15 protein-coding genes and 2 pseudogenes are annotated in these 23905 nt (G+C 53.2%); 4 read left to right on the plus strand and 13 right to left on the minus strand.

The annotated features are described in order from the left end of the window. Positions 1 to 19: 19 nt before the first annotated feature. The 9 genes and pseudogenes from G434_RS10645 to bcsR form a co-directional block, all read right to left on the minus strand. Positions 20 to 1516: a M16 family metallopeptidase gene (locus tag G434_RS10645; protein ID WP_001163160.1), complete on the minus strand. Its 1497-nt coding sequence runs from the start codon at positions 1514 to 1516 to the stop codon at positions 20 to 22. A 219-nt stretch (positions 1517 to 1735) separates the two neighbouring features. Continuing rightward, positions 1736 to 3022 carry a C4-dicarboxylate transporter DctC gene (gene dctA / locus G434_RS10640; protein WP_000858214.1) on the minus strand — a complete coding sequence of 429 codons (1287 nt, stop codon included), beginning with the start codon at positions 3020 to 3022 and terminating at the stop codon, positions 1736 to 1738. A gap of 182 nt (positions 3023 to 3204) precedes the next feature. Continuing rightward, complete coding sequence (gene hmsP, locus G434_RS10635) at positions 3205 to 5193, minus strand: biofilm formation regulator HmsP (RefSeq protein WP_001266310.1); 1989 nt, start codon at positions 5191 to 5193, stop codon at positions 3205 to 3207. An 81-nt stretch (positions 5194 to 5274) separates the two neighbouring features. After that, positions 5275 to 8748: pseudogene (gene bcsC, locus G434_RS27805) on the minus strand (cellulose synthase complex outer membrane protein BcsC). Beyond that, positions 8730 to 9836 carry a cellulose synthase complex periplasmic endoglucanase BcsZ gene (gene bcsZ, locus G434_RS10620; protein WP_001302749.1) on the minus strand — a complete coding sequence of 369 codons (1107 nt, stop codon included), beginning with the start codon at positions 9834 to 9836 and terminating at the stop codon, positions 8730 to 8732. Before bcsZ ends, bcsC begins: the two are co-directional and overlap by 19 nt. Positions 9837 to 9842: 6 nt before the next feature. Continuing rightward, entirely contained in the window at positions 9843 to 12182 is a 2340-nt protein-coding gene (gene bcsB, locus G434_RS10615; RefSeq protein WP_001309834.1) for a cellulose biosynthesis cyclic di-GMP-binding regulatory protein BcsB, read from the minus strand. A 10-nt stretch (positions 12183 to 12192) separates the two neighbouring features. Beyond that, positions 12193 to 14810, minus strand: a pseudogene (gene bcsA / locus G434_RS10610) (UDP-forming cellulose synthase catalytic subunit). Beyond that, the gene (bcsQ, locus tag G434_RS10605) at positions 14807 to 15559 is read right to left on the minus strand and encodes a cellulose biosynthesis protein BcsQ (protein WP_000279519.1); all 753 of its coding nucleotides are present in this window, start codon (positions 15557 to 15559) and stop codon (positions 14807 to 14809) included. The pseudogene bcsA and the gene bcsQ overlap by 4 nt, the downstream one beginning before the upstream one ends. A gap of 11 nt (positions 15560 to 15570) precedes the next feature. Further along, entirely contained in the window at positions 15571 to 15759 is a 189-nt protein-coding gene (gene bcsR / locus G434_RS10600; protein ID WP_001063314.1) for a cellulose biosynthesis protein BcsR, read from the minus strand. A 271-nt stretch (positions 15760 to 16030) separates the two neighbouring features. Here bcsR and bcsE point away from each other — a divergent pair, with 271 nt between their 5' ends. From bcsE to bcsG, 3 genes are read left to right on the plus strand one after another with little or no spacing between them, the layout of a single operon-like run. Beyond that, the gene (gene bcsE / locus G434_RS10595) at positions 16031 to 17602 is read left to right on the plus strand and encodes a cellulose biosynthesis c-di-GMP-binding protein BcsE (RefSeq protein WP_001204910.1); all 1572 of its coding nucleotides are present in this window, start codon (positions 16031 to 16033) and stop codon (positions 17600 to 17602) included. Beyond that, positions 17599 to 17790 carry a cellulose biosynthesis protein BcsF gene (bcsF, locus tag G434_RS10590; RefSeq protein WP_000988308.1) on the plus strand — a complete coding sequence of 64 codons (192 nt, stop codon included), beginning with the start codon at positions 17599 to 17601 and terminating at the stop codon, positions 17788 to 17790. The genes bcsE and bcsF overlap by 4 nt, the downstream gene beginning before the upstream one ends. Next, the gene (bcsG, locus tag G434_RS10585) at positions 17787 to 19466 is read left to right on the plus strand and encodes a cellulose biosynthesis protein BcsG (RefSeq protein ID WP_000191563.1); all 1680 of its coding nucleotides are present in this window, start codon (positions 17787 to 17789) and stop codon (positions 19464 to 19466) included. The genes bcsF and bcsG overlap by 4 nt, the downstream gene beginning before the upstream one ends. A gap of 86 nt (positions 19467 to 19552) precedes the next feature. On the opposite strand, the gene G434_RS29875 is transcribed toward bcsG, so the two are convergent. Next, the gene (locus G434_RS29875; RefSeq protein WP_000170736.1) at positions 19553 to 19660 is read right to left on the minus strand and encodes a type I toxin-antitoxin system toxin Ldr family protein; all 108 of its coding nucleotides are present in this window, start codon (positions 19658 to 19660) and stop codon (positions 19553 to 19555) included. A 375-nt stretch (positions 19661 to 20035) separates the two neighbouring features. After that, entirely contained in the window at positions 20036 to 20143 is a 108-nt protein-coding gene (locus G434_RS29185; protein WP_000170743.1) for a type I toxin-antitoxin system toxin Ldr family protein, read from the minus strand. Positions 20144 to 20618: 475 nt separating this feature from the next. On the opposite strand from G434_RS29185, the gene G434_RS10580 reads away from it, so the two are divergent. Next, a complete protein-coding gene (locus G434_RS10580; RefSeq protein ID WP_001309838.1) occupies positions 20619 to 21890 on the plus strand; it encodes an SLC5/6 family protein in 1272 nt (423 codons plus the stop codon). Between the two features lie 29 nt (positions 21891 to 21919). Here G434_RS10580 and dppF read toward each other — a convergent pair whose 3' ends face one another. Together dppF and dppD are read right to left on the minus strand one after the other, a co-directional pair. Further along, positions 21920 to 22924 (minus strand): dipeptide ABC transporter ATP-binding subunit DppF, encoded by a 1005-nt coding sequence (dppF, locus tag G434_RS10575; RefSeq protein ID WP_000103574.1) that lies wholly within the window; start codon positions 22922 to 22924, stop codon positions 21920 to 21922. After that, complete coding sequence (gene dppD / locus G434_RS10570) at positions 22921 to 23904, minus strand: dipeptide ABC transporter ATP-binding protein (protein ID WP_001196486.1); 984 nt, start codon at positions 23902 to 23904, stop codon at positions 22921 to 22923. Before dppD ends, dppF begins: the two co-directional genes overlap by 4 nt. Position 23905 lies beyond the last annotated feature (1 nt).

Raw genomic sequence — 23905 nt, forward strand, 5'->3', positions numbered from 1 at the left:
AACGCTGCCGGGTTATTTATTACTGTGCGGGTGGAATATCCGTCACTTCAGGATGAACGTCATCCGTGGCGACAGAGGTGGTCGCAGCGGCAGTAGATGGGGTCATGATTTGATCCCAGGCCGCCTGCAACGCTTTCATGTTAAATTCCGGCTCGCCTTTCGGCTGCAGCAGTATTAACGCCATATCGTTCGACAACTGCTGACGCAGATCCTGATTTAACATCTCCACCGTCAGGCTGTTAAGGAAGTCCTGGCGCAGTTTCTGATATTGCTCCGGCGCGATATCAACGACCTGATTTTGCAACGAACGCATCCGCTGACCCATCAGAATATCGGTATCAGCTCGCGCATAGGCGGCAAACAGTTTCTGCAGCTCCAGTTTCTTTTGCGCCACTAACGCATTGAACTCTTCTTCCGGCAGACCTTTATCGCGAACCTTCGCCAGTTCACGCGCCACCAGATTAAGGTTGCTGCTCAGCTTGTCGTTTGGTGATTCGATGTTAATGGCACACTGCGCACGCAGATACAGCACACGACAGTCAAATCCAAGACCGATATCTTTGCTGTTACTGGCGCTTAACGCTTGCTGAACATGCCAGAACAGCGCCTCACGGGCCAGGTCCGCACGCCAGTAGCGCAGCAGTGCGGCTGATTCACGAATCGGCTGCCACGGCGTATCCCACATGATGGATAACCGATCCTGACGCACCGCGTCAGTCATAATACTCACCGCTTCCGCACGCAGCGGAGAAAGCGTCGGCACCGGAGCCGGTGTTTCACGTTTGCCTTTCAGTTCGCCAAACGTTTTATTGATTTGGTCGACGACCGAGCGCGCATCCACGTTTCCCACCACCAGCAGCGTCATTGCATCCGGGGTGTACCATTTCTGATAGAAATCTTTAATCTTTTCCGCTTCAACGGGTTGTTTCAGCGGATCGGCAGGATCGTGACCTAACAAGGTTGATCCTTTCAGACGATAGCGCCACCAGCCCTCTTTAGTATCGGCAGGCCAGGTTGCCACCATGTCCTGACTTTGCAGCGCGTGGTTGATGGTTTCTGGCGTGATAGTCAGTTTGCCAGTGGCATTTGCCAGATAAGAGAGCGCTTCTTTTAGCAAGTCGTTACGGTTATTGGGCAAACTCAGATTAAACAGCGTGGTGTCATAAGAGACAATTACCGGCGGCATCGGGCGTTTAGGGTCGATCCCCTGCTGCCACAATGAACGCGCCTGTGCTGCTTCAAGGCCACCGCTTTGCGTTAACGCAATACGAGGGATGGCGTGGCTGTAACCGCTCTGTTGTGTACTTTCGGCGAGCGAACCGGTATTAACCAGCAGGCGAATTTCAACACGATCGCTGGGACGCTGGGGCGTGGTCAGCACTTGCCACTGTAAACCGTTGGAAAGCGTCCCCTGTTGCCATGCTGGATCAGGCTGGAGCGCATCTGCCTGCACATAGCCAGCAGTGGCCATCATCAGCAAACCGCCCGCTAAAAGTCGAATTTTTGTGCCCTGCATGTGAACCCCTGATCAACTATCCTGGTAATAAAAAACTGCCCGTTGTCGGTCAGTCTAAATGACGTTAAAAACACTTCGTGTTAGACCGCAAGAACATGAAAATGTCACGGAAGAAGTGAAATAAACCTGAACTCACCCAGGTGGTAAGTTCAGGCACAGGGGTCAATTATGCGCAAACACCCGCACTCGGGGAAGGGAGTGCGGGCATAAGTGGTGAGATTAAGAGGATAATTCGTGCGTTTTGCCATCCGGCGCACGATTATTCAGCACATCGTCCAGTTTTTTGTGGTCCAGTTCTTTCACCCACTTAGCAACGACAATGGTCGCTACGCCGTTACCGACCAGGTTAGTCAGCGCACGAGCTTCTGACATAAAGCGGTCAATACCGAGGATCAGCGCCAGACCCGCTACCGGCAAATGGCCCACCGCAGAGAGCGTTGCCGCCAGCACGATAAAACCACTACCCGTTACCCCTGCCGCCCCTTTAGAAGAAAGCAGCAACACGATTAACAGCGTGATTTGGTGGACGATATCCATCTGACTGTTAGTGGCCTGGGCGATAAACACTGCCGCCATTGTCAGGTATATCGATGTGCCATCAAGGTTAAACGAGTAGCCTGTCGGGATGACCAGCCCCACCACCGATTTGCGGCAGCCGAGTTTCTCCATCTTGTCGAGCATACGCGGCAGCGCCGACTCGGAAGATGAAGTCCCCAGTACAATCAGCAATTCTTCACGGATGTAGCGGATAAATTTGAAGATACTGAAACCCGTCGCTTTAGCGATTGAACCCAATACCAGCACCACAAACAGGATACAGGTAATGTAGAAACAGATAATCAGCTGCCCCAGCTGCACCAGTGTGCCGACGCCGTATTTACCGATAGTAAACGCCATTGCCCCGAACGCACCAATAGGTGCCAGACGCATGATCATATTGATGATGCCGAAGATGACCTGCGAGAAACTTTCGATCACGTTAAAAATCAGTTGGCCTTTGCTGCCCAGACGGTGGAGCGCAAAACCAAACAGTACGGCAAACAGCAGCACCTGCAGAATGTTACCGCTGGCAAATGCGCCAATGACGCTCGCCGGGATGACATCCATAATGAAGGCGACGATGCCCTGGTCTTTCGCCTGATCGGCGTAAACCGCTACCGCTTTCGCATCAAGCGTTGCCGGATCGACGTTCATTCCGGCACCAGGCTGCACGACGTTAACGATGATAAGACCAATAATCAGCGCGATGGTACTGACAATTTCAAAGTAAAGCAGTGCGACTGCGCCGGTACGACCGACCGCCTTCATGCTTTCCATGCCCGCAATGCCCGTTACGACGGTACAAAAGATGACAGGAGCGATGATCATCTTAATGAGCTTAACGAACCCGTCGCCAAGCGGTTTCATTTGCTCGCCTATTTCAGGGTAGAAATGGCCAAGGAGAATACCAATGGCTATCGCTGTCAGGACCTGAAAGTAAAGGCTTTTAAACAGAGAGGTTTTCATAGGGTGTCCTTTAGTAAAACCACAGGTCTTGTAAGGTTATGGGGTACCTGCGGCCTTAAAATAACACCCAGACAACATCACAGAAATGTACCTGGATCATAATTGAAACAAAAAGGTTAAAAAGTTTGAGCTGGCTCGCACAAACCAGCACTTTTTAAAGTTTTGTAATCAGTTTGGGGTAGCTACTTTTCTTCCAGGTAACTCTCTTCGAAGATTTCAATAGGGAGTGGGCGAGCAAAAAGGAAGCCCTGGGCAATACCAACGCCCGCTTTTGCCAGCCAGTCGCGTTGTGCTTCAGTCTCCACGCCTTCGGCAATCATTTGTAAGTTCAGGCTTTGCGCCAACATGATAATTGCAGCAATCATGCTGCTATCTTCCGGCAAGCCTTCAACAAACATTTTGTCGATTTTCAGTACGTCGATTGGCAACGATTTCATATGCTGCAGCTGACGCAGCCCCGCATAGCCCATGCCGAAATCATCCAGCGCCACCCGAACTCCGGCATTGCGCAGCGGACGGAGGATTGCCACCGCAGCATGAGGGTCGTCAATACGTCGGCTTTCTGTCACTTCCAGAATCAGTGTTCCCGGCTGAATGCGATAGCGGGTTAACAGTTCCAGCATATCCGCCACCATATTCGGGTGCATCAGTTGCAGCGCTGAGAGGTTTACCGACAAGGGCAGCATAATGCCGCGCTCTTGCCAGGCAGCAAGCAGTCGACAGGACTCTTCCAGCACCCAGTGACCAACGGTAACCATCAGCCCACAGCATTCAATGCGATCGATTAAGCCATCCGGCAGATCCCAACTGCCATCCGGTTGCTGGATACGCAGTAACACTTCCGCACTGACCAGTTTACCGCTGGTCATCTCGACCTGTGGCTGTAACCAAATCGCAAACTGATGATTTTCCAGTGCATTAAGGATATCGCTCTCTTCCGTCAACCGCTGCTGGGCGGCTTCCATCTGCTGCGGATCAAAGAACTGAATCTGATTCTTGCCTTTATGGCGAGCGGTAAATGCCGCAGAAATAGCACGACTGTAAAGCTGTTCGGCGGTGAGATCGCCGTAGAACATCGCCACGCCAATGCTACAGTGCGGACGGAGTTGAATACGTTCAATCGGCAGGCGCTCGCTCATGATAGTGAGCACTTGCTGACCTAAAGTGATTGCGTGCCACGGTTCCTGTACACCATTGGCAATGACAGCAAAGTCATAACCACTAATCTGCGCGAGGATCATACGTGGCGACAGTACCGATTTGAGTTTTTCCACCAGCGTCAGCAGCAGAATTTCTCGTTGCGCCTCTTTCAGCACGCCCGCAGTATCACGCAGGGTTTCACAGGTGATGATCATCAGCGCGGTGGTTTGTTTACGCGCGACAACCTGCTCCAGCATCTCCATCAGCAAGGCTTTGTTCGGCAAATCCGACACCGGGAAGCGCATCGCGTTTTCGTTCTGTTCTTCATAATGGCGCTGCAGCAATTGCTGGTTGAGGTTGTAACTGCGCACCAGCATACCGATTTCATCGTCCTGATGCAGACGTGGTAATGCCAGTTGGTGACCAACAAGCTCCTGGGCAGGGATGGCGTTAAGTTCGCGAGCAATATTGCGTAACGGATGCAAAATCAGGCGGTTAATGCACCAGCTAATCGCCACCGTCAATATTAACGACAAAAGTAAGTAAATGGTCACTAACGTTGAGAGGGTGCTCATCACGAACTTATACATGCGGAAGGAATCCGCCTGTAGCACCAGATAGGCAATTGGCTGCGGATTTGCCGGACGTTCGAGCGAGTAGACACCCAGCGAGATTTGAACCGGTAGCTCAAACAGGCGAGTAACCATTACCGGCACCGGACGCTCTGGAATAAAACTTTTACGCAGCGCCTGGAACTGGTTAGGCAGCACTACATCGGCACGGCTGACCACGCCTGCCGGTTTAATGCTGGCAAGAATAGCTTCCGCTTCGGGAATATCGCCTTTCAAAATAGCTGAAGATAAGGGTTCGCGGACAGAGCGAGCAATGCTTTCCAGTTGCGTAGCCGTGTTATAGCGATTCTGCTGGACCAGATGGAACAGCAAAACGGTGCAAAAAATAAAAACGAACACCAGGACAACGGCTGCCACCATTGCCATCTGCTTGATTGTTAACGAGCGACTTACGCGCAAATTGTCTCCCCCCGGAAATCCCAGATTGCCGCCCGAGTATACCCGATCGCAGCGGCATTAAGAGAGGCGCTATCTGAAAACTTACCAGTCGGCGTAAGGTATCAGCGGCTGCGGCGGTAAATCCATGTCACCCTGCCATCCGGCGGCGGAATAACGTACGTAGAGCAGGAAATGGCTGGGTGCGTAATCTTTCGCCTGCTGGATATCAATTGCCGTGCCGACAAACCAGTTGGAAGTAACACGTCGTTCAAGTAATGCCCGCGCCGTATAGCCGAAGCCCTGACTGCTGCCGCCATCGTTGGATTGCCGCGCAGCTTCTTCCTGCCAGTCGGTCGGGATCAGATTCATCAGCGGATAACGCGGCATGGTTTTGGTGCGTGAATGCGACCACGAGCCAGACGCCCCCAGCTCCCACGACCAGTTTTCCGTGCGCTCCCGCCACATCACCGGTATGGCAAACGACAGGTATTCCTGCGGGCTGTAGTAACCGCCCTGACCGAGTGAGTAGCCACTCAGGTCTTTGTCGTAATGCCAGATCATATTGTTAAGACCAATGGTCACACGGCGATTATTCTGGTTGATGATCTTATAGTAATAGCCCGTCATCCAGCGCACGCGCCAGTTATCTTCGACATTTTTACCGGTTAACTGGTCACCGCTAAGCGATGCCCAGACGCCGTTTGCTTCACCTTTATCGTAGCTCAGGCTTAGCCCCACGCCGTCGGCACGCACGCCGCCCCATTTTTTCCCGGTATTGCTCGGAGAGTCTTTTTGCCCACCAAAGGCCAGCAAAGAACTGGAGATGGGCCGACGATGGGCGTTAACGGTGTAACCCAGCGGCCCGATATCATCGCTGTAACTGATGCCGCCGACCACATCCACCACGTTGAAGCCCATCGGCGTGGTGCCGATATCCCAGCTCCAGACGTCATTTCGCCAACCGACCGCCACGCTGGCACCGGAATCCGACTGGCTGCGGTTGCCGCTACAGTCCTGTAATGTACAGGTGCCCCAGTTGTCATCCCATTTGCCATCGGCATTAGTGGAGAAACTGCCGACGTTCATATTGACGAAATCACTACGAAAGAACATCCGCCCGTCAGAATACGGCGCATCCACCTGCAACATGGTAGTGTGCGCTTTCAGATCGGAGTAACCACCGGTGCCGCTCGACCCCCAGTAATCGTGCTCGAGGGTGACGTTAAGATCCTGCTGGCGATAGAGGTCCGCTGCATCGCTGCGCACGCCGCGTTTCAGCCAGTCATCTTTCTCGTCGTTACGGGTCAGCCGGGTAAAGGTGTCGTTATCCTGCGGACGCGTCGTGGTCACACCGGATGCGACCATCGCGTCTTTGTAGGTTTCCAGCGCCTGCTTTGGATCGCCCGCCTGCGCTTCAAACTTCGCACCGTCGCGCAGCACCATCGCACTTTCCATCGACGGCGGCTGAGATTTTGCCAGCGGGATCAACTGATTAAATGTCTGCTGCGCCGCTGCGGTATCGCCAAGCTGCGCCTGTGCCAGCGCCACGCGCCGCTGAGTGTTCAGCGAGGCGTTATTGGTGGCAGGCAGCTTCGCCAGCTGGCTACGTGCCGCCGCTTTGTCACCGGCAGCAATATCCACTTCCGTCAGACCAAGAATGGCATCGGCGTTAGTTGGCTCCCGCGTCAGGACATTCTGATATGCAGCGCGAGCGGCGGTGTAATCACGTCGTTGTTGCGCCCAGTCAGCCAGCGTGAGGTCTATGCGCGTGGAAGGTGGTTGCTGGCGCAGCATCGCTTCCGCTTCAGCTTCTTTGCCGCTTTCTCGCAGGCGATTAGCGGTTTCCAGTACCTGATCGCTTTGCAGTCGATTAACCAGCTCCTGAATATTGCTGCTCCACTGCGCGCGCGGCAGGCTGTTGATATGCGCCAGCGCCGCTCTGTCCTGGCCATGACCAGAGAGATACAGCCCGTAAGCGTAAACCTGCTCCGGGTCGTTCGGCTTCTGCTGCGCCAGATTACGCATTAACGTATCAGCCTGGCTGCGTTGTCCGGCCTGCCAGAGATCCTGCGAAAGTCGGTAAGTAATCCATACGCTGCCGGGGTCCAGCGCCAGTCGTTGCCGCTGAAGTGCTGCCGCCTGCGTCCATTTGCCCTGGTTTTCCAGTGCCTCTGCCTGCTGTGCCAGACGGTCGTTTTGCAGGCTGCGTTCGATATCATCAATGCTTCGCCGCTGACTGGCAGAGAGCGAGGCGATAAACGCTTCAGCTTTTTCTGGCGATTGCTGGCGGTATATATTCGCCAGCCCGCGCACGGCGTTAGTGTTGCCGCTGTCCATACGCAGGGTCTGCTGATAATAGCGCTCAGCGGCGGGGTAATCTTATCGCGCCATCGCCACATCGCCCAGCCCCAGCACTGCATAGCTGTCGGTGTTATCGACATTACGCGCCTGCTGGAACAGGCGTTCTGCCCGGTCAGGATTATTGGCTTTCAGCGCAGCATCGCCCTGCTGGATCGCCAGCCAGTAGCGGTTTACTTTCAGGAGACTGTTCCATTTGTCGTTGTTGCTGCTGTGCGGATCCAGGGCGAGGGCTTTTTCCAGATTCGCCACCGCATTGGCGCGATCGCCTTTCTGAGAATACGCCTGGCCCAGCGCCCCCAGAGCCTCACTGTCTTTCGGGTTCGCCCGCACTGCCTGTTGTAGTTCGGGAATGGCTTTACCCGCCATACCAGAGTCCACCGCCGCTAAACCTTGCGCACGAGCGCGGAAAGCAGGGTCGGCCAGCTGTTTTTGCTGTTCTGCCAGTTGCGATTGTGCAGCCGCCACGCTATCGCCATCACTAAAGATCGAGAGATATTTTTTCAGCGCCGACACACTGGCATCGCTGACGGGCATGTCTTTAATCTGCCCGTACCAGATTTTAGAGGCCCCTTCGCGCCCGGCGTTTGATTTCGCCATCTGTTCCAGGACGGCAAAACCTTCGTCACGGCGATCGCTACTAAACAGCAATAGTGCCAGATTGTTTTGCAGGCCCGTATTGCCCGGCGTATCCGCATTAATGCGTTTTAGCTGATTAATCGCTTCGCCACGGCGAGCCGGAATTTTCGCCACCGTACTCCAGTACTCGACGCCAATGTCACCTTCCGGCGGCGCACCGTTGAACAGTTTGTTGTAACTCGCCACAGCTTCTTCTGCATGACCAGTAGTCGCCTGCAATCTTGCCTGTTGCAGTGCCTGACGACCATCCGGCGTGGAAAGCAACATTGTGGTCCGCGACGATTTATACGCATTTGAACTCGGCGCTAACTGCGACAGCCGATCGAGCTGTTTTTGCGCGCCATCAATATCGCCCTGACGTAACAGAGAACGGAAACGGGCGGCAACGACGTCCGGGTTATTCGGATCAATAAGTTCCAGACGATACAACGACTGTTGCACCAGGTCTTCACGATGGGTCGCTTCGCCTAACCGAACTTGCTCCAGCAACTGTTGCTGAGCGGTTGGTGCTGCCTCGACCATCGGCATGACGGCCAGACCGAGGGAAAGCGTGAATATGTTTAGTGTGAATTTGCGCATTCCTGGCCCCAGTCAGGTAATAACTCACCTTTTGTCGAGAAGCGGAAACGGTGTTGATCCCAGCCTTGTCCAAACAGGGTCAGCACATAGTTGTAATAGGCATCGCTGCCGGGAAAGTTATCGGCCACGCGCTGGCGCTGAACGGCCTGCGCATCGCGGTTTTGTAAAAAGGGCAGCATGGCGGCAGAAAAACCGACCGGTCCTTTACCCTGCGCTTTCCCCGTAGCCACATCCACTTTTTCTGGCGGATAGCCGTTTTTCTCGGTGAATGTCGCCATCGGTTTAAACCGGTTGAGCATCCGCGCTTTTTGCGGATCGCTGTCAGGCATCATGCCTACCCACATGTAAACGCGGATCGCGTCGTAGCTGCTGATCAATGTTTTTTCGGCTTTTAGCTGCCAGCCTTTGTCTTTCTCATAGCGCACCCAGTCTGGCGAAAAGCCTTTCGGGGCGGTTTCCAGCAATAAACGTTGATTGGTTTCGCGCAGCGTGGTCCACGGTGCGCCAAAGCGGGTGAAATACTGCGCCAGCGTCGGCGGCAGGTAGCTGGGGTTAAAACGCCAGCTGTTATCCTCTGCAAAACCCACTTTGCCCGGCAACAACATGGAACCCAGCCCAGGCACCGTCACCACTTCCTCCCGCGCAATACGTTTTAACAACGCGCTGCCGATGTCGGTATAACGCTGCTCTTTCCACAAACGCCCCGCCTCCAGCAACGACCAGGCCATCCAGACATCACCATCGGAAGCCGAATTGCTGTCCAGCACTTCCCACTTACTGTTCTCTTTCTTGCCCCACAGCCATGCGGGCAAACGTTCTTTTAAAGAACCCTGAGCGAGATTGTTCTGCGTCCAGTCGAGAATATTATCGAAAGCTGCACGGTCGTTAGCCGCCAGGGCAAAGAACATGCCGTAACTTTGTCCTTCGGAGGTGGTGATTTTGCGCGCGTCGCTGGGGTCGATGACGCGCCCTTCCTGACTGATGTAATCCTTTTTAAACTGCTCCCAGGCAGGCCAGGTACAGGCTGCCTGAACACTAAAGGCAGCCAGCAGCAGCATCGTCACGAGTCCACTACGCAACACATTCATCTTCAATTACTCGTTATCCGGGTTAAGACGACGACGGCTGATAATACGCAGCAGACGCCACAGTACCCATGCCAGCAGCACGACGCTGATTGCCGCCAGCACCGCCAGCAGAATCGGATGGTTTGCCAGCGCATACCATAAGCGTTCGAACCACGGCAGATGGCCAACGTAATAGACGTCGCCAACGCGTAGGCTATTGATACCGGACTCGCGGATCACCGCGACCGAACCGAACATGGTGGCGCGTTTGCCGCTATCGTTCACCGCATCGTTAAGCATTTCATAACCGCGTGGGCTATCTGCCAGCAGCGCAATCACGCTGCGCTGGTCGTTATACGGCGACTGGAAGCCAATCACCGCCGCCATCGCACCGGAAGAGGTCAGCGTTGACTGGGTTTCTGCCGCGCGATCGCTCTCGTCCGGAACAATGCCGGGGAACGGGGTCTGGCGCATCGGCGTTTTCACCCAGCTTTCGGTCGCCTGCACCAACAGGTCGATCTGCTTGTCGTCTTTTAATTTGTCCGGGATACCACCGATGATCATGATGTCGGCATCTTTGCCCTGAATGGTGCTGCCATCATCGGTCACCGTCAGATTAATCGCCGGGAAGCCCGTCTGTGCACCGATAAAACCAACAGTATTCAGCAAGGTTTCCATCTGTGCTTCGTTAGGCGTTTTCGGCATCACGGTGATGGTTTGTGACAGATCCGCCATCCGGCTGAACGGGAAGCCCGCGTTAGCAAAGGCGCGTAGATCCGGCATCGGGATGAAGTGGTAATACTTCGAGAAGTCGATGGTGGAATCATCACCAATCACCACATGATTCTGCACCGGCTGGAAGGTAATGCAGTTATCCACCGAACCGCCCGGCATCGGGTTCATATACTCAAAGTCAAAGCGCAGCTGGTTGGTCGCGCCCAGTTTCAGCGCCGGAATAGAGACATCCGTTTTGCCATCCAGCAAACCTTGTAATACCGGAATCCGCAGCAGCAGGCGATTCGCCTCCTGTTTGCTGCTCAGGTTGAAGGATTGCAGGAACTGGTTATTCAGGCTGATATCCATCCGCGAACTGTCTTTCACCGGCGGCATGGTGTAGCGGTAATTAATATCCATATCAATGCCGGTACTGCGCATCAGGTAGAGATCTGGCGGCAGGTTTAGCGAAACATTAATCGCTGCTGGCTCAAGACCGCTGGATTGCAACTGTTCTTCATAGGTTTTCAGTTCACCAAAGGTGACCGGACGATCGGTACGCACCCAGTTCGGCGCATCGTACGGCTTACGCGGTAGCAGCGGTTTCACTTCATTCACTACCACGCTTTCACCACGGAACAGGATGTTACCCTGAGCGATACCTTTCGCTGCCTGCAACAGGTCTTTGTCGTCACGACCAAACACCACCAGCAGTTTGACGTAAGGATTCTGCGGATGGTTGATCATCTCAATCACCGGGGCTTTTACCGCCGGATGATCGCGCAGGAAGTCCGGCCGTTTGTCGTTGGTTGCAAAGACAATGGCATTCCGATCCGGCAGTTGGTTATAGAGCACCGGGAAGTTCTGCCCACGCCAGCCAGAACGCGAACCAAACCACGAGGCAACAATGGCAGATGCTTGTTGCAGCCCGACATCCGGCGCACCCGCAAAGACCATCGGCAAGGTGTTGGTGCGGTTATCACGCGGGTCAAAGAATGGTACCGGGAAGTGTGACAGATCATTCTTCACATTCAGGGTCTGATAGGTCAGATCCAGTCCACTGCTCCGCCCAACATCCAGCCAAAGCGTGGTGCTGGCCGGGTTTTCGCACACGTCCTGATAATGACCGACAAACTCCAGCCGCACACGGTTGAAGTCGGTAATAAACAGTGGGTTAATTGGCATTTGTGCCAGCGTTTTTTTACCCAACTGTTCTTTGGTCACTGGCAGCACGCCCATCAGTTCATCATTGAGATAAACCTTTAACTGCGACTGGACAGGCAGTAACGATGGCGATGGCGTGTATTCGAGATTGAGCATCGCCTTCGTTACCACTTCATCGCTGCGCATACCAAACTCAATGCTGCCGTTCGGGTTAATGCCACGTAGCACCATGCTGCCCGGCGGCGGCGCAATTTGCGCAAAGGTCAGCTTCACATCACGCGAAGGACCGTTCTGCGCCACGACTGGCGCATCAGCGCCCTGCACGCCCGGCATCACTTGCCCAACCTGCGGATTTTGTTCCGTCTGGGCGGCTACAGCTGGCTCAGCATTGATCAGTGGTTGCGTTGCTGGCGTCGCCTGCGTCATGAAAGAGGGGAACGCACTCATCCCCATAGCCACTGCACAAATCCAGAATAGTTTTCTTTTCATCGCGTTATCATCATTGTTGAGCCAAAGCCTGATCCGATGGTTGTGCCGTTTCGCTCCGCTCCGGGCGGCGCGGAATAAACGATACAACCCAGGAAACCAGAGAAGTCAGCACACGGAATATGCCCTTCACCGAAGAAGGCGCAAACTCCGCCAGATGGCGGTAGCCACGGAAGCCGAGCTTCAGAATATCCAGCAGACTTTCCAGCGGCTTATCTTCCGGATAGCTGTCCTGCCAGAGCGCCCATGTATCCGCACGGGCAAACGTACACTGCACAAAATCGATATGTTGCTGGGTGGTGAGCGGCATTAATTTCAGCCCAACTTCATTACCCATCACGCGCGCCACCTGGGTGGGGAAGACGTATTCCTGCTGACCGCGTTTAAGCAACAGATTCACTTTCTGCCCTTCCAGAATCTGCGCCTGACCGTTGATCTTGATCCCCAAACCACCGTCGGAGAAATCCTGAACGGTACATGAGAAGAGGTGACCATCTTCGCGGGCAATTGCCGCGGGCATCGTCATCTCCACGCGGTGCGATCGGCGTACCTGTTTGCTTTCTACCGATACCGCAACTGCGCCGCCAAGAACAATCAGGTTGTAGAATACCCACACCATACTGACGACCACGGTGAGCATCTCGGTTGGCGGGCCATAGAAGTAGCGCCAGATGCCTACCGCAACGCCCACCAGGTTGAGCAGAACAAGGAAGATGTAGGGCCGCGAGATCACCCAGTCGACGTACTCTTCTTCCACCAGTCCACCTTTGGCGGTGACGTTAAATTTGCCTTTGTGCGGGTTAATCAGCGCCACCAGCGTCGGTGGTGCGATATACCACGCCAGCACCGTTTCGTAGATTTCACTCCAGAAAGAGTGGCGATATTTGCCCTGGATCTTGGAGTTGGTCAGGCTGGCATGGATCATATGCGGCAGCACGAACAGGGCAATCATCAACGCTGGCGCATAGATGATGTAGGCATGAAGCAGCAGGAACGCCAGCGGCGCAGTCAGGAAGATCAGCCGTGGAATGCCCGACAAGAAGTGGAACATGGCGTTGACGTAACATAGCCGCTGAGCAAACTTCAGCCCTTTACCGGTGAGCGGGTTATCGAGACGAAAGATTTGCACCATCCCGCGCGCCCAGCGAATACGCTGACCGATATGCGCCGACAGACTTTCGGTCGCCAGCCCCGCCGCCTGCGGAATACGCATATATGCAGAGGTGTAGCCACGACGGTGCAAACGCAGAGAAGTATGCGCATCTTCGGTTACCGTTTCGACAGCAATGCCGCCAATCTCATCCAGCGGCTTACGGCGAATCACCGCACATGAACCGCAGAAGAAGGTGGCGTCCCACATATCGTTGCCATCCTGCACCAGACCATAGAACAGCGTGCCTTCGTTCGGTGTTTTACGAAAACGCCCCAGGTTGCGTTCAAACGGGTCCGGTGAGAAGAAGTGGTGCGGCGTCTGCATCATCGCCAGCTGTTTTTCTTTCAGGAACCAGCCCATGGTCATTTGCAGGAACGATCGCGTTGGTACGTGGTCGCAGTCGAAAATCGACACGAACTCGCCTTTGGCATATTTCAGCGCATTGTTGATGTTGCCCGCTTTCGCATGTTCATGAGTGGTACGGGCGATATATTTCACCCCCACGTTTTGCGCAAACTGGCGAAACTCTTCCCTGCCGCCGTCATCAAGGATCCAGATGTTCAGCTTGTCTTTCGGCCAGTCGATACCCAGCGAGGCGTAAATCGTATTTTTCACCACGTTGAGATCTTCGTTGTAAGTCGGGACAAAGATATCCACCGACGGCCACAGCGACATATCTTTCGGCAAGGGCACCGGCTGACGATTCAGCGGCCATACTACCTGGAAGTAGCCGAGCACCAGCACAATCCACGCATAAGTTTCGGCAAACAACAGGATTAAGCCGCACACCAGGCTGACCGGATCGTCCCAGTTCAGCGTAGAGGTGTAGCGCCACCAGATATAACGGCAAGAAACGGTCAGCGACAGCACAATCAACATTAGCGCCGAGAAGCGCCCCGGCATCCGCCGTACGATCAGCGCTACACCCCACAGCAGCATCAGGAAGATAAACTGCGCCAGCGGGTTAAACGGCTGGGTAACGCAGATTAACGCCAGAATCAGCGAGAAGGTGACGATGATACCGAGGATCAACCGCCGCGCCCCTGCGCTCAAATGGCCGAGTTCTTTTTTCTCATCGAGATGCTGTGTTTTATGGCTAACGCGCTCAGGCAGCTCGTTCATCCATTGATGGTAACGTCCACGAATATTTTGTAGACCTGAAAATGTCCGCCTGCGCGGTTTCGGCGTTTCTTTGCGCGATGTACCGATCAGTAACCAGCATGTTTGAATGAGATAACGGACCGGGTCCAGCGGACGCGGACGCGAGGCGTTGATATGCGGATACAGGTTTTATGTTCTGCGCGAATACGCTGCCAGCGCGGGTGCTCCAGCGGAATAAAAATCCAGGCCAGGATCAACCAAAAACAGCCGAGCGTCGCGCTGAAAGCCGACGCGCCGTGACGACGATAATCGCGATAACGCCCGATAAGCCGCGCGTTGACCGGCGGGATAAGCAACCACCGGGTCAGGATACTCATGATTTACTCCCGACTGGCGTTTTCAGCCCGGAATAGTTCAACAGGCACCAGTTAGCCAGCGTCAGTATCTCTTCAGCCGCCAGCGCATCACTGCGATATTCACCGACTGGTTGCTTAGCCGCCAGGCATTCAGCCATCGCTTCATCACGATGAATGAGCATCGGCAGTAATCGGCGCTGGCTTTGCAACCAAAGCTGGTAAATATCGTCCTGAACTTGACTGCCGATACGGAAGTCATTAATCAAAATATGCGCGCCATCCGGCAGAGCCTGCTGATGCAGCCGGATATGGCAGTTGGCATCCACATTGACGATTGCCAGCGAGTGATCGCACAAACTCAGCAGCTGGTGGGTTATCTGCGAGGAATCACGCGGTAAGTCGATTAAAATCCAATGGTAACGCCCGCTGGCTTTTAGTTGCTGTAAGCCGGAGCAAATATCGCTCAGCCGGGTTTGCCAGTGCTGTGGATTTTCTTGTTCTTCAATGGATAACTGACCAAAAGGCAGCAAATCGAGTTGCGAGGTATAGCGCAACCCAGCGTCACGCCAGTCCTGGCCATCCAGCATAGCTCTGGCCCAGCCCTGACGGTGGGTAAAATCAACGTTAAATGACAGGCGCAACAAGTTGTCCGGGCAGGCATCGACCACCAGGACATTTTCTCCCAACATTTGTAATGACCAGGCTAATGCGGCGGTGATGGTTGTTGTCCCCACGCCTCCCCGCACCCCCTGCAATCCCAGTACGGCCATTCACCAATCCCCTACTTTTGTTGCGCAAACTCTGCCAGCAACGGCCAGCGTTTTAATGCCGCGGCCAACTGTTCGCGTTGGGAAATATCGGCATAATCAATATCAGGCAGTGAAAATGCCTGCTTTAACGCCAAAATATCATTCTGGAAGATATAGCCTATCGCGGGATCAGGCAGAGTATCTGGTTCATTGTTATTCATTTGCTTGATCCCTATGAAATAACCGTACCGTTCATGAGACAATTCTAACCGTGAGCATTTCGCCGGTTTATTGTTTACGGCGAGACGGGAATTTGCTCACTTTTTGACTTTCCGTTACGCAACAAAAAAAGTTAAAAACGAAAAGACTAAAATCACACGTCTTGTGACCTGCTAAATTGATTCACATGCTAAATCTGATAAGTTTTAATTTCAATGGTAGGTTTATTTCTTAGCTTTCGCTAGTAAACTGATAATCAGACAAAATGATGACATGAGGGACATTGTGGACCCTGTATTCTCTATCGGTATCTCATCATTATGGGATGAGCTGCGACATATGCCAGCAGGCGGCGTCTGGTGGTTTAACGTCGATCGCCATGAAGATGCTATCAGTCTGGCGAATCAAACAATTGCATCCCAGGCTGAAACCGCACACGTCGCGGTCATTAGCATGGACAGCGATCCGGCGAAAATCTTTCAATTAGATGATTCTCAAGGACCGGAAAAAATAAAATTATTTTCAATGCTAAATCATGAAAAAGGTCTATACTATTTGGCCCGTGATTTGCAGTGTTCTATTGATCCCCATAATTACCTTTTTATTCTTGTTTGCGCAAATAACGCATGGCAAAACATTCCTGCCGAGCGGCTTCGCTTATGGTTGGATAAAATGAATAAATGGAGCAGATTAAACCATTGTTCGCTTTTGGTAATTAATCCCGGAAATAATAACGATAAACAATTTTCATTGTTGCTTGAGGAATACCGTTCACTTTTTGGTCTTGCCAGTTTGCGTTTTCAGGGCGACCAACATTTGCTGGATATTGCCTTCTGGTGCAACGAAAAAGGGGTCAGCGCCCGTCAGCAGCTTAGCGTTCAGCAACAAAAGGGGATCTGGACATTAGTTCAAAGCGAAGAGGCGGAGATCCAACCACGCAGCGACGAAAAACGCATTCTGAGTAATGTTGCTGTACTGGAAGGTGCGCCACCGCTATCGGAACACTGGCAACTGTTCAACAATAACGAAGTCCTGTTCAATGAAGCCCGTACCGCTCAGGCGGCGACGGTGGTCTTTTCTTTACAGCAAAATGCGCAAATCGAGCCACTGGCCCGCAGCATTCATACCCTGCGTCGCCAGCGCGGTAGTGCGATGAAAATCCTCGTACGGGAAAATACCGCAAGCCTGCGCGCCACCGATGAACGTTTGTTATTGGCCTGCGGTGCAAATATGGTTATCCCATGGAATGCCCCACTCTCCCGCTGTCTGACGATGATCGAAAGCGTGCAAGGGCAGAAGTTTAGTCGCTATGTGCCGGAAGATATCACTACCTTGCTGTCAATGACCCAGCCGCTCAAACTGCGTGGTTTCCAGAAGTGGGATGTGTTCTGTAATGCCGTCAACAACATGATGAATAACCCTCTATTACCTGCCCACGGTAAAGGCGTTCTGGTTGCCCTACGTCCGGTACCGGGTATCCGCGTTGAACAAGCCCTGACGCTGTGTCGCCCTAACCGCACCGGCGATATCATGACTATTGGCGGTAATCGGCTGGTGCTGTTTCTCTCATTCTGTCGGATTAACGATCTGGATACCGCGTTGAATCATATTTTCCCATTGCCGACTGGCGACATTTTCTCAAACCGTATGGTCTGGTTTGAAGATGATCAAATCAGTGCCGAGCTGGTGCAGATGCGCCTGCTTGCCCCAGAACAATGGGGCATGCCGCTGCCTTTAACGCAAAATTCTAAACCGGTCATTAATGCCGAGCACGATGGTCGCCACTGGCGACGAATACCAGAACCAATGCGACTGTTAGATGATGCTGTGGAGCGCTCATCATGATGACCATCAGCGATATCATTGAAATTATTGTCGTTTGCGCACTGATATTTTTCCCGCTGGGCTATCTGGCGCGGCACTCTTTGCGACGCATTCGCGACACCTTACGTTTGTTCTTTGCTAAACCTCGTTATGTTAAACCGGCCGGGACGTTACGCCGCACGGAAAAAGCCAGGGCAACCAAAAAATGACTCAATTTACGCAAAATACCGCCATGCCTTCTTCCCTCTGGCAATACTGGCGCGGCCTTTCCGGCTGGAACTTCTATTTTCTGGTTAAGTTCGGCCTGTTGTGGGCGGGATATCTTAACTTCCATCCGCTCCTCAATCTGGTGTTTGCCGCGTTTCTGCTGATGCCCATTCCGCGCTACAGCCTGCATCGCTTACGCCACTGGATTGCCCTGCCGATCGGCTTTGCTTTGTTCTGGCATGACACCTGGTTGCCTGGCCCGGAAAGCATAATGAGCCAGGGTTCGCAGGTGGCGGGGTTCAGTTCCGATTATTTAATCGACCTTGTCACACGCTTTATTAACTGGCAGATGATTGGGGCCATTTTTGTTTTATTAGTGGCCTGGTTATTCCTGTCACAATGGATTCGCATTACCGTTTTTGTGGTTGCCATTCTGCTATGGCTGAACGTACTTACCCTGGCGGGACCAAGTTTCTCCTTGTGGCCTGCCGGTCAACCGACGACCACTGTAACAACGACGGGTGGTAACGCAGCGGCAACCGTTGCCGCGACGGGTGGCGCACCGGTAGTGGGTGATATGCCCGCACAAACAGCACCGCCAACAACGGCGAACCTTAACGCCTGGCTGAATAATTTCTATAACGCAGAGGCGAAACGTAAATCGATCTTCCCATCTTCGCTGCCTGCTGATGCTCAGCCATTTGAACTACTGGTGATTAATATCTGTTCGCTTTCCTGGTCGGATATAGAAGCCGCCGGGTTGATGTCGCATCCGCTGTGGTCGCATTTCGATATTGAGTTCAAGAACTTTAACTCCGCCACCTCCTACAGTGGCCCGGCGGCGATCCGTTTACTGCGCGCCAGCTGCGGGCAGACTTCGCACACTAATCTGTATCAACCGGCAAATAACGACTGCTATCTGTTTGATAACCTGTCGAAACTGGGCTTTACCCAGCACCTGATGATGGGACATAACGGCCAGTTCGGCGGTTTTTTGAAAGAAGTTCGCGAAAATGGCGGCATGCAGACCGAATTGATGGATCAAACAAATCTGCCGGTTATTTTGCTGGGCTTTGATGGTTCGCCGGTTTATGACGATACCGCCGTGCTTAACCGCTGGCTGGACGTTACCGAAAAAGATAAAAACAGCCGTAGTGCCACGTTCTACAACACGCTTCCACTGCATGACGGCAACCATTATCCGGGCGTCAGCAAAACAGCGGATTACAAAGCGCGGGCGCAGAAATTCTTTGATGAACTGGACGCCTTCTTTACTGAACTGGAGAAATCGGGTCGTAAAGTGATGGTGGTCGTGGTGCCGGAACACGGCGGCGCGCTGAAGGGCGACAGAATGCAGGTATCTGGCCTACGTGATATCCCTAGCCCGTCTATCACAGACGTCCCCGTTGGGGTGAAATTCTTCGGCATGAAGGCACCACATCAGGGGGCACCGATTGTCATCGACCAACCGAGCAGCTTCCTGGCTATCTCCGATCTGGTGGTTCGCGTTCTTGATGGCAAGATTTTCTCCGAAGACAATGTTGACTGGAAAAAACTCACCAGTGGGTTGCCACAAACAGCACCGGTCTCCGAGAACTCAAATGCAGTAGTTATTCAATACCAGGATAAACCGTACGTTCGCCTGAACGGCGGCGACTGGGTGCCTTACCCGCAATAAGAACGAAAAAGGCCGCAGAGTTTCACCCCTGCGGCCTGATCCGGGCGCAAATTGCCATTACGGCAGCCTGACGCCCGCATGACACGTTACTTCCGCTTATTCAGCGAGTTCACGATCAGACTGGCAAGAATGCCAGCAATGACCGGAGCCGCTAAATCATGCCAGAAGGCCATGCCCAGTTCTGCGAGCGTCATATAGCCGCCTCTGTTGTAATGACAACGTTTCGCGGCTATTCTTGAGTTGTTTGGGTTCAAGATTAGCCCCCGTGATGTTGTCAGGTGCATACCTGCAACGTGCGGGGGTTTTCTCTCTCCAGCAACCAATGCCACCAGGGATTAAGCCCCCGCAACATTGCGCCTCACCGGAACCCTTCCGGCTTGCCGCTGATTCTACGGCCATTTTTGTTCGTCGAAATCCATCACTTCTTCACTCTGTGCTGCGCATTCCGCAGAATATTATCCGCTTGCAGCCGTTGCATTTTTCTTACGAAAAAGGCCGCAGAGTTTTATCCCTGCGGCCTGATCCGGGCGCAAATTGCCATTACGGCAGCCTGACGCCCGTCTGACACGTTACTTCTGCTTGTTCAGCCAGTTCACGATCATGCTGGCAAGAATGCCAGCAATGACCGGAGCCGCTAAATCGTGCCAGAAGGCCATGCCCAGCTCTGCGAGCGTCATATAGCCGCCTCTGTTGTAATGACAACGTTTCGCGGCTATTCTTGAGTTGTGTAGGTTCAAGAATGGCCCCCGTGATGTTGTCAGGTGCATACCTGCAACGTGCGGGGGTTTTCTCTCTCCAGCAACCAATGCCACCAGGGATAAAGCCCCCGCAACATTGCGCCTCACCGGAACCTTTCCGGCTTGCCGCTGATTCTACGATTGCTTTTTACCGTCAGCACCCGGCAATCTTCCTCATTGCGCGATGCCTTCCAGCTTAATTTCTTTATTTGCAATAGTTGCAGTTCATATCCGAGCTGACTCCAGACTGGTAGTGAAATGCGCAATTTTGTAGAATTGCGCCTCCTCGCGACCTCCCCAGTGAATCTGTTGCCTCATTTTTTACATACTGCGTATTCGACTTCTCCACCTGTTGCGCAAGAGAAACTGGGTTTATTCATTTTTGCGAGGCCGACTTCTTTCTGGACAGGACTTTATGCAGCACAACACACTACCGAAACACAATCAGAAATTGCCGTTTACACGCTACGACTTCGGCTGGGTTTTATTATGCATAGGCATGGCGATTGGTGCCGGAACCGTGCTGATGCCAGTACAAATTGGCTTGAAGGGAATTTGGGTATTTATTACCGCAGCGATCATTGCTTATCCTGCCACCTGGGTAGTGCAGGACATTTATTTAAAAACCCTTTCTGAAAGCGATTCCTGTAATGACTACACCGATATTATCAGTCATTACCTGGGGAAGAACTGGGGAATTTTCCTCGGGGTTATCTACTTTTTGATGATTATCCACGGGATTTTTATCTACTCTCTCTCCGTGGTTTTCGACAGCGCCTCGTACCTGAAAACCTTCGGTTTAACCGATGCCGATCTTTCACAATCTCTACTTTATAAAGTCGCCATTTTCGCCGTACTGGTGGCAATTGCGTCTGGTGGTGAACGATTACTGTTTAAGATTTCCGGGCCAATGGTGGTGGTCAAAGTAGGGATTATCGTCGTGTTCGGTTTTGCGATGATCCCGCACTGGAATTTCGCCAATATAACCGCCTTCCCGCAAGCCTCCGTCTTTTTCCGCGATGTCCTGCTTACCATTCCCTTTTGCTTCTTTTCTGCGGTATTTATTCAGGTACTTAACCCAATGAATATTGCCTATCGTAAACGGGAAGCGGATAAAGTACTGGCAACCCGGCTCGCGCTGCGTACCCACCGAATTAGTTATATCACGCTCATTGCGGTGATCCTGTTTTTTGCCTTTTCGTTTACCTTCTCAATTAGCCACGAAGAAGCCGTTTCTGCCTTTGAACAAAATATCTCGGCACTGGCACTGGCCGCGCAGGTGATCCCTGGGCATATCATTCATATCACCTCTACGGTGCTGAATATCTTTGCCGTACTGACCGCATTCTTTGGCATTTATCTCGGTTTCCACGAGGCCATTAAAGGCATTATTCTCAATCTGTTAAGCCGAATTATTGATACCAAGAAAATTAACTCACGCATGCTGACTCTGGCGATCTGCGCTTTTATCGTCATTACGTTGACGATTTGGGTTTCGTTTCGTGTATCGGTGCTGGTGTTCTTTCAGTTGGGAAGCCCGTTATATGGCATTGTGTCGTGCCTCATTCCGTTTTTCCTGATCTATAAAGTCGCACAACTGGAAAAACTTCGCGGGTTTAAAGCCTGGCTGATTCTGCTGTACGGCATTTTGTTATGCTTGTCGCCACTGTTGAAGCTGATTGAGTAAACCGGAGCGCATGGCCCCGGTTTTGTGAGTTACCGCTGCGGATTTTCATCCTGATCAACAGCAAAACAAGCTACCAGTTGACCGCCGTAGTCTTTTAGCTGCGGCTGCAACTGGGTGCAGGGGCCGAAGCGCCGACGACAGCGGGCGTTAAACGCGCAGCCCGGCGGTGGATTGAGCGGGCTTGGCAGTTCACCGGTGAGCTTGATGCGCTCGCGGCGATCGTCCGGGTTCAGGCGCGGCGTCGCGGAGAGTAGCGCCTGAGTGTACGGATGACGCGGATTATTGAAGATTTGGTCCTTCGTTCCCTTCTCCACGCAGCGGCCCAGGTACATCACCATCACTTCATCGGCAATGTGCTCAACCACTGACAGGTCGTGCGAGATAAAGACATAAGACAGCCCCAACTCCTGCTGCAAATCCATCATCAGATTCAGCACCTGCGCACGCACTGAAACGTCCAGCGCAGAAACCGGTTCATCGGCAATCACCACATCCGGGTCGAGCATCAGACCACGGGCAATGGCGATACGCTGACGCTGACCGCCGGAGAACATATGCGGATAGCGGTCGTAATGCTCGGTTTTCAGGCCGACTTTCGCCATCATCGACAGGGCTTTTTCCCGACGCTGTTCTTTGCTTAAGCTGGTATTAATAAGCAGCGGCTCTTCAAGAATTTGCCCAACTTTTTTACGCGGATTTAGCGAACCATAGGGATTCTGAAAGACGATCTGGATTTTCTGCCGACGCAACTTCTGCGCCTGCGGATCGTGCTTGAGCAGATCCTGCCCCTGGTAATACAGCTCACCACCGGTGGGCATTTCGATCATCGTCAGCAACCGACCGAGGGTCGATTTACCGCAGCCAGATTCACCTACTACTGCCAGCGTTTTGCCACGTTCAAGGTTAAACGAAACGCCGTCCAGCGCCTTCACCAGACGTTCCGGCGCGAACATACCTTTCTTCACCGGATAATGTTTTTTCAGGTCGATAGCCTGCAACAGCGGTTGTTGCGAGGTGGCCTCATGCGTACTCATAGTGTCGGCCTCCCGGCATCATCAAGTGGGTAATGGCATTTGGACTGACGCCCGTCAGCGAGCATATTCAGCGCCGGTTCTTCAGCGCGACATCTGTCAGTGGCATAGGGGCAGCGCGGGTTAAGCAGGCAGCCGTTCGGGCGGTCATACTTGCCGGGAACAACACCTGGCAACGACGCCAGACGTTCTTTGTCCTGAGCAAATTCCGGCAGCGCACGCAGCAATGCCTGAGTATATGGATGACGCGGCGCATGGAAGATGGCGTGGGCATCGCCCGTTTCCACCACCTGGCCTGCATACATCACGATGATTTTATGTGCCGCTTCCGCCACCAGCGCCAGGTCATGGGTAATTAACACCAGCGCCATGTTCTCTTTCTGCTGTAGCTCCAGCAGTAGTTCAATGATTTGCGCCTGAATGGTCACGTCCAGCGCGGTGGTCGGCTCATCGGCAATCAGCAGCTTTGGCCGACAGGCAATCGCCATGGCGATCATCACGCGCTGGCTCATGCCGCCGGAAAGCTGATGCGGGTAAACATCCAGACGCGAAGCCGGATCGGGAATACCGACCTGATTCAGCAGGTCAATCGCCCGCTGACGGCGGGTACTTTTGTTGCCGCCCTGATGCACCTTAATCGCTTCCATAATCTGGAAACCCACGGTGTAGCACGGGTTAAGGCTGGTCATCGGGTCCTGGAAGATCATCGCCACTTCGGCACCCACCAGGTTGCGGCGCTCTTTTTCTGAGATACGCTGTAAATCCTGACCGTTAAACTCCAGCTTTTCCGCCATTACGCGGCCCGGATAATCAATCAGCCCCATAATCGCCAGCGAACTGACCGATTTACCAGAGCCGGACTCACCCACAATCCCGACCACTTCGCCCTGTTTTACGCTGTAGCTGATGCGGTCTACGGCGCGGAACGGTGCGCTTTCGTCGCCGAAATGCACCGATAATTTATCTACATTTAATAACGCCATC

It is taken from the genome of Escherichia sp. KTE172, from assembly GCF_000408845.1.
Classification (GTDB): Bacteria; Pseudomonadota; Gammaproteobacteria; order Enterobacterales; family Enterobacteriaceae; genus Escherichia; species Escherichia coli.

Coding starts and splice junctions, on each gene's coding strand:
- bcsF (WP_000988308.1), top strand. CDS start 17,599: ATGATGACCATCAGCGATATCATTGAAATTATTGTCGTTTGCGCACTG.
- bcsG (WP_000191563.1), top strand. CDS start 17,787: ATGACTCAATTTACGCAAAATACCGCCATGCCTTCTTCCCTCTGGCAA.
- G434_RS29875 (WP_000170736.1), bottom strand. CDS start 19,660: ATGACGCTCGCAGAACTGGGCATGGCCTTCTGGCATGATTTAGCGGCT.
- bcsZ (WP_001302749.1), bottom strand. CDS start 9,836: ATGAATGTGTTGCGTAGTGGACTCGTGACGATGCTGCTGCTGGCTGCC.
- dppF (WP_000103574.1), bottom strand. CDS start 22,924: ATGAGTACGCATGAGGCCACCTCGCAACAACCGCTGTTGCAGGCTATC.
- G434_RS10580 (WP_001309838.1), top strand. CDS start 20,619: ATGCAGCACAACACACTACCGAAACACAATCAGAAATTGCCGTTTACA.
- bcsR (WP_001063314.1), bottom strand. CDS start 15,759: ATGAATAACAATGAACCAGATACTCTGCCTGATCCCGCGATAGGCTAT.
- bcsB (WP_001309834.1), bottom strand. CDS start 12,182: ATGAAAAGAAAACTATTCTGGATTTGTGCAGTGGCTATGGGGATGAGT.
- dctA (WP_000858214.1), bottom strand. CDS start 3,022: ATGAAAACCTCTCTGTTTAAAAGCCTTTACTTTCAGGTCCTGACAGCG.
- G434_RS10645 (WP_001163160.1), bottom strand. CDS start 1,516: ATGCAGGGCACAAAAATTCGACTTTTAGCGGGCGGTTTGCTGATGATG.
- bcsQ (WP_000279519.1), bottom strand. CDS start 15,559: ATGGCCGTACTGGGATTGCAGGGGGTGCGGGGAGGCGTGGGGACAACA.
- dppD (WP_001196486.1), bottom strand. CDS start 23,904: ATGGCGTTATTAAATGTAGATAAATTATCGGTGCATTTCGGCGACGAA.
- bcsE (WP_001204910.1), top strand. CDS start 16,031: ATGAGGGACATTGTGGACCCTGTATTCTCTATCGGTATCTCATCATTA.
- G434_RS29185 (WP_000170743.1), bottom strand. CDS start 20,143: ATGACGCTCGCAGAGCTGGGCATGGCCTTCTGGCACGATTTAGCGGCT.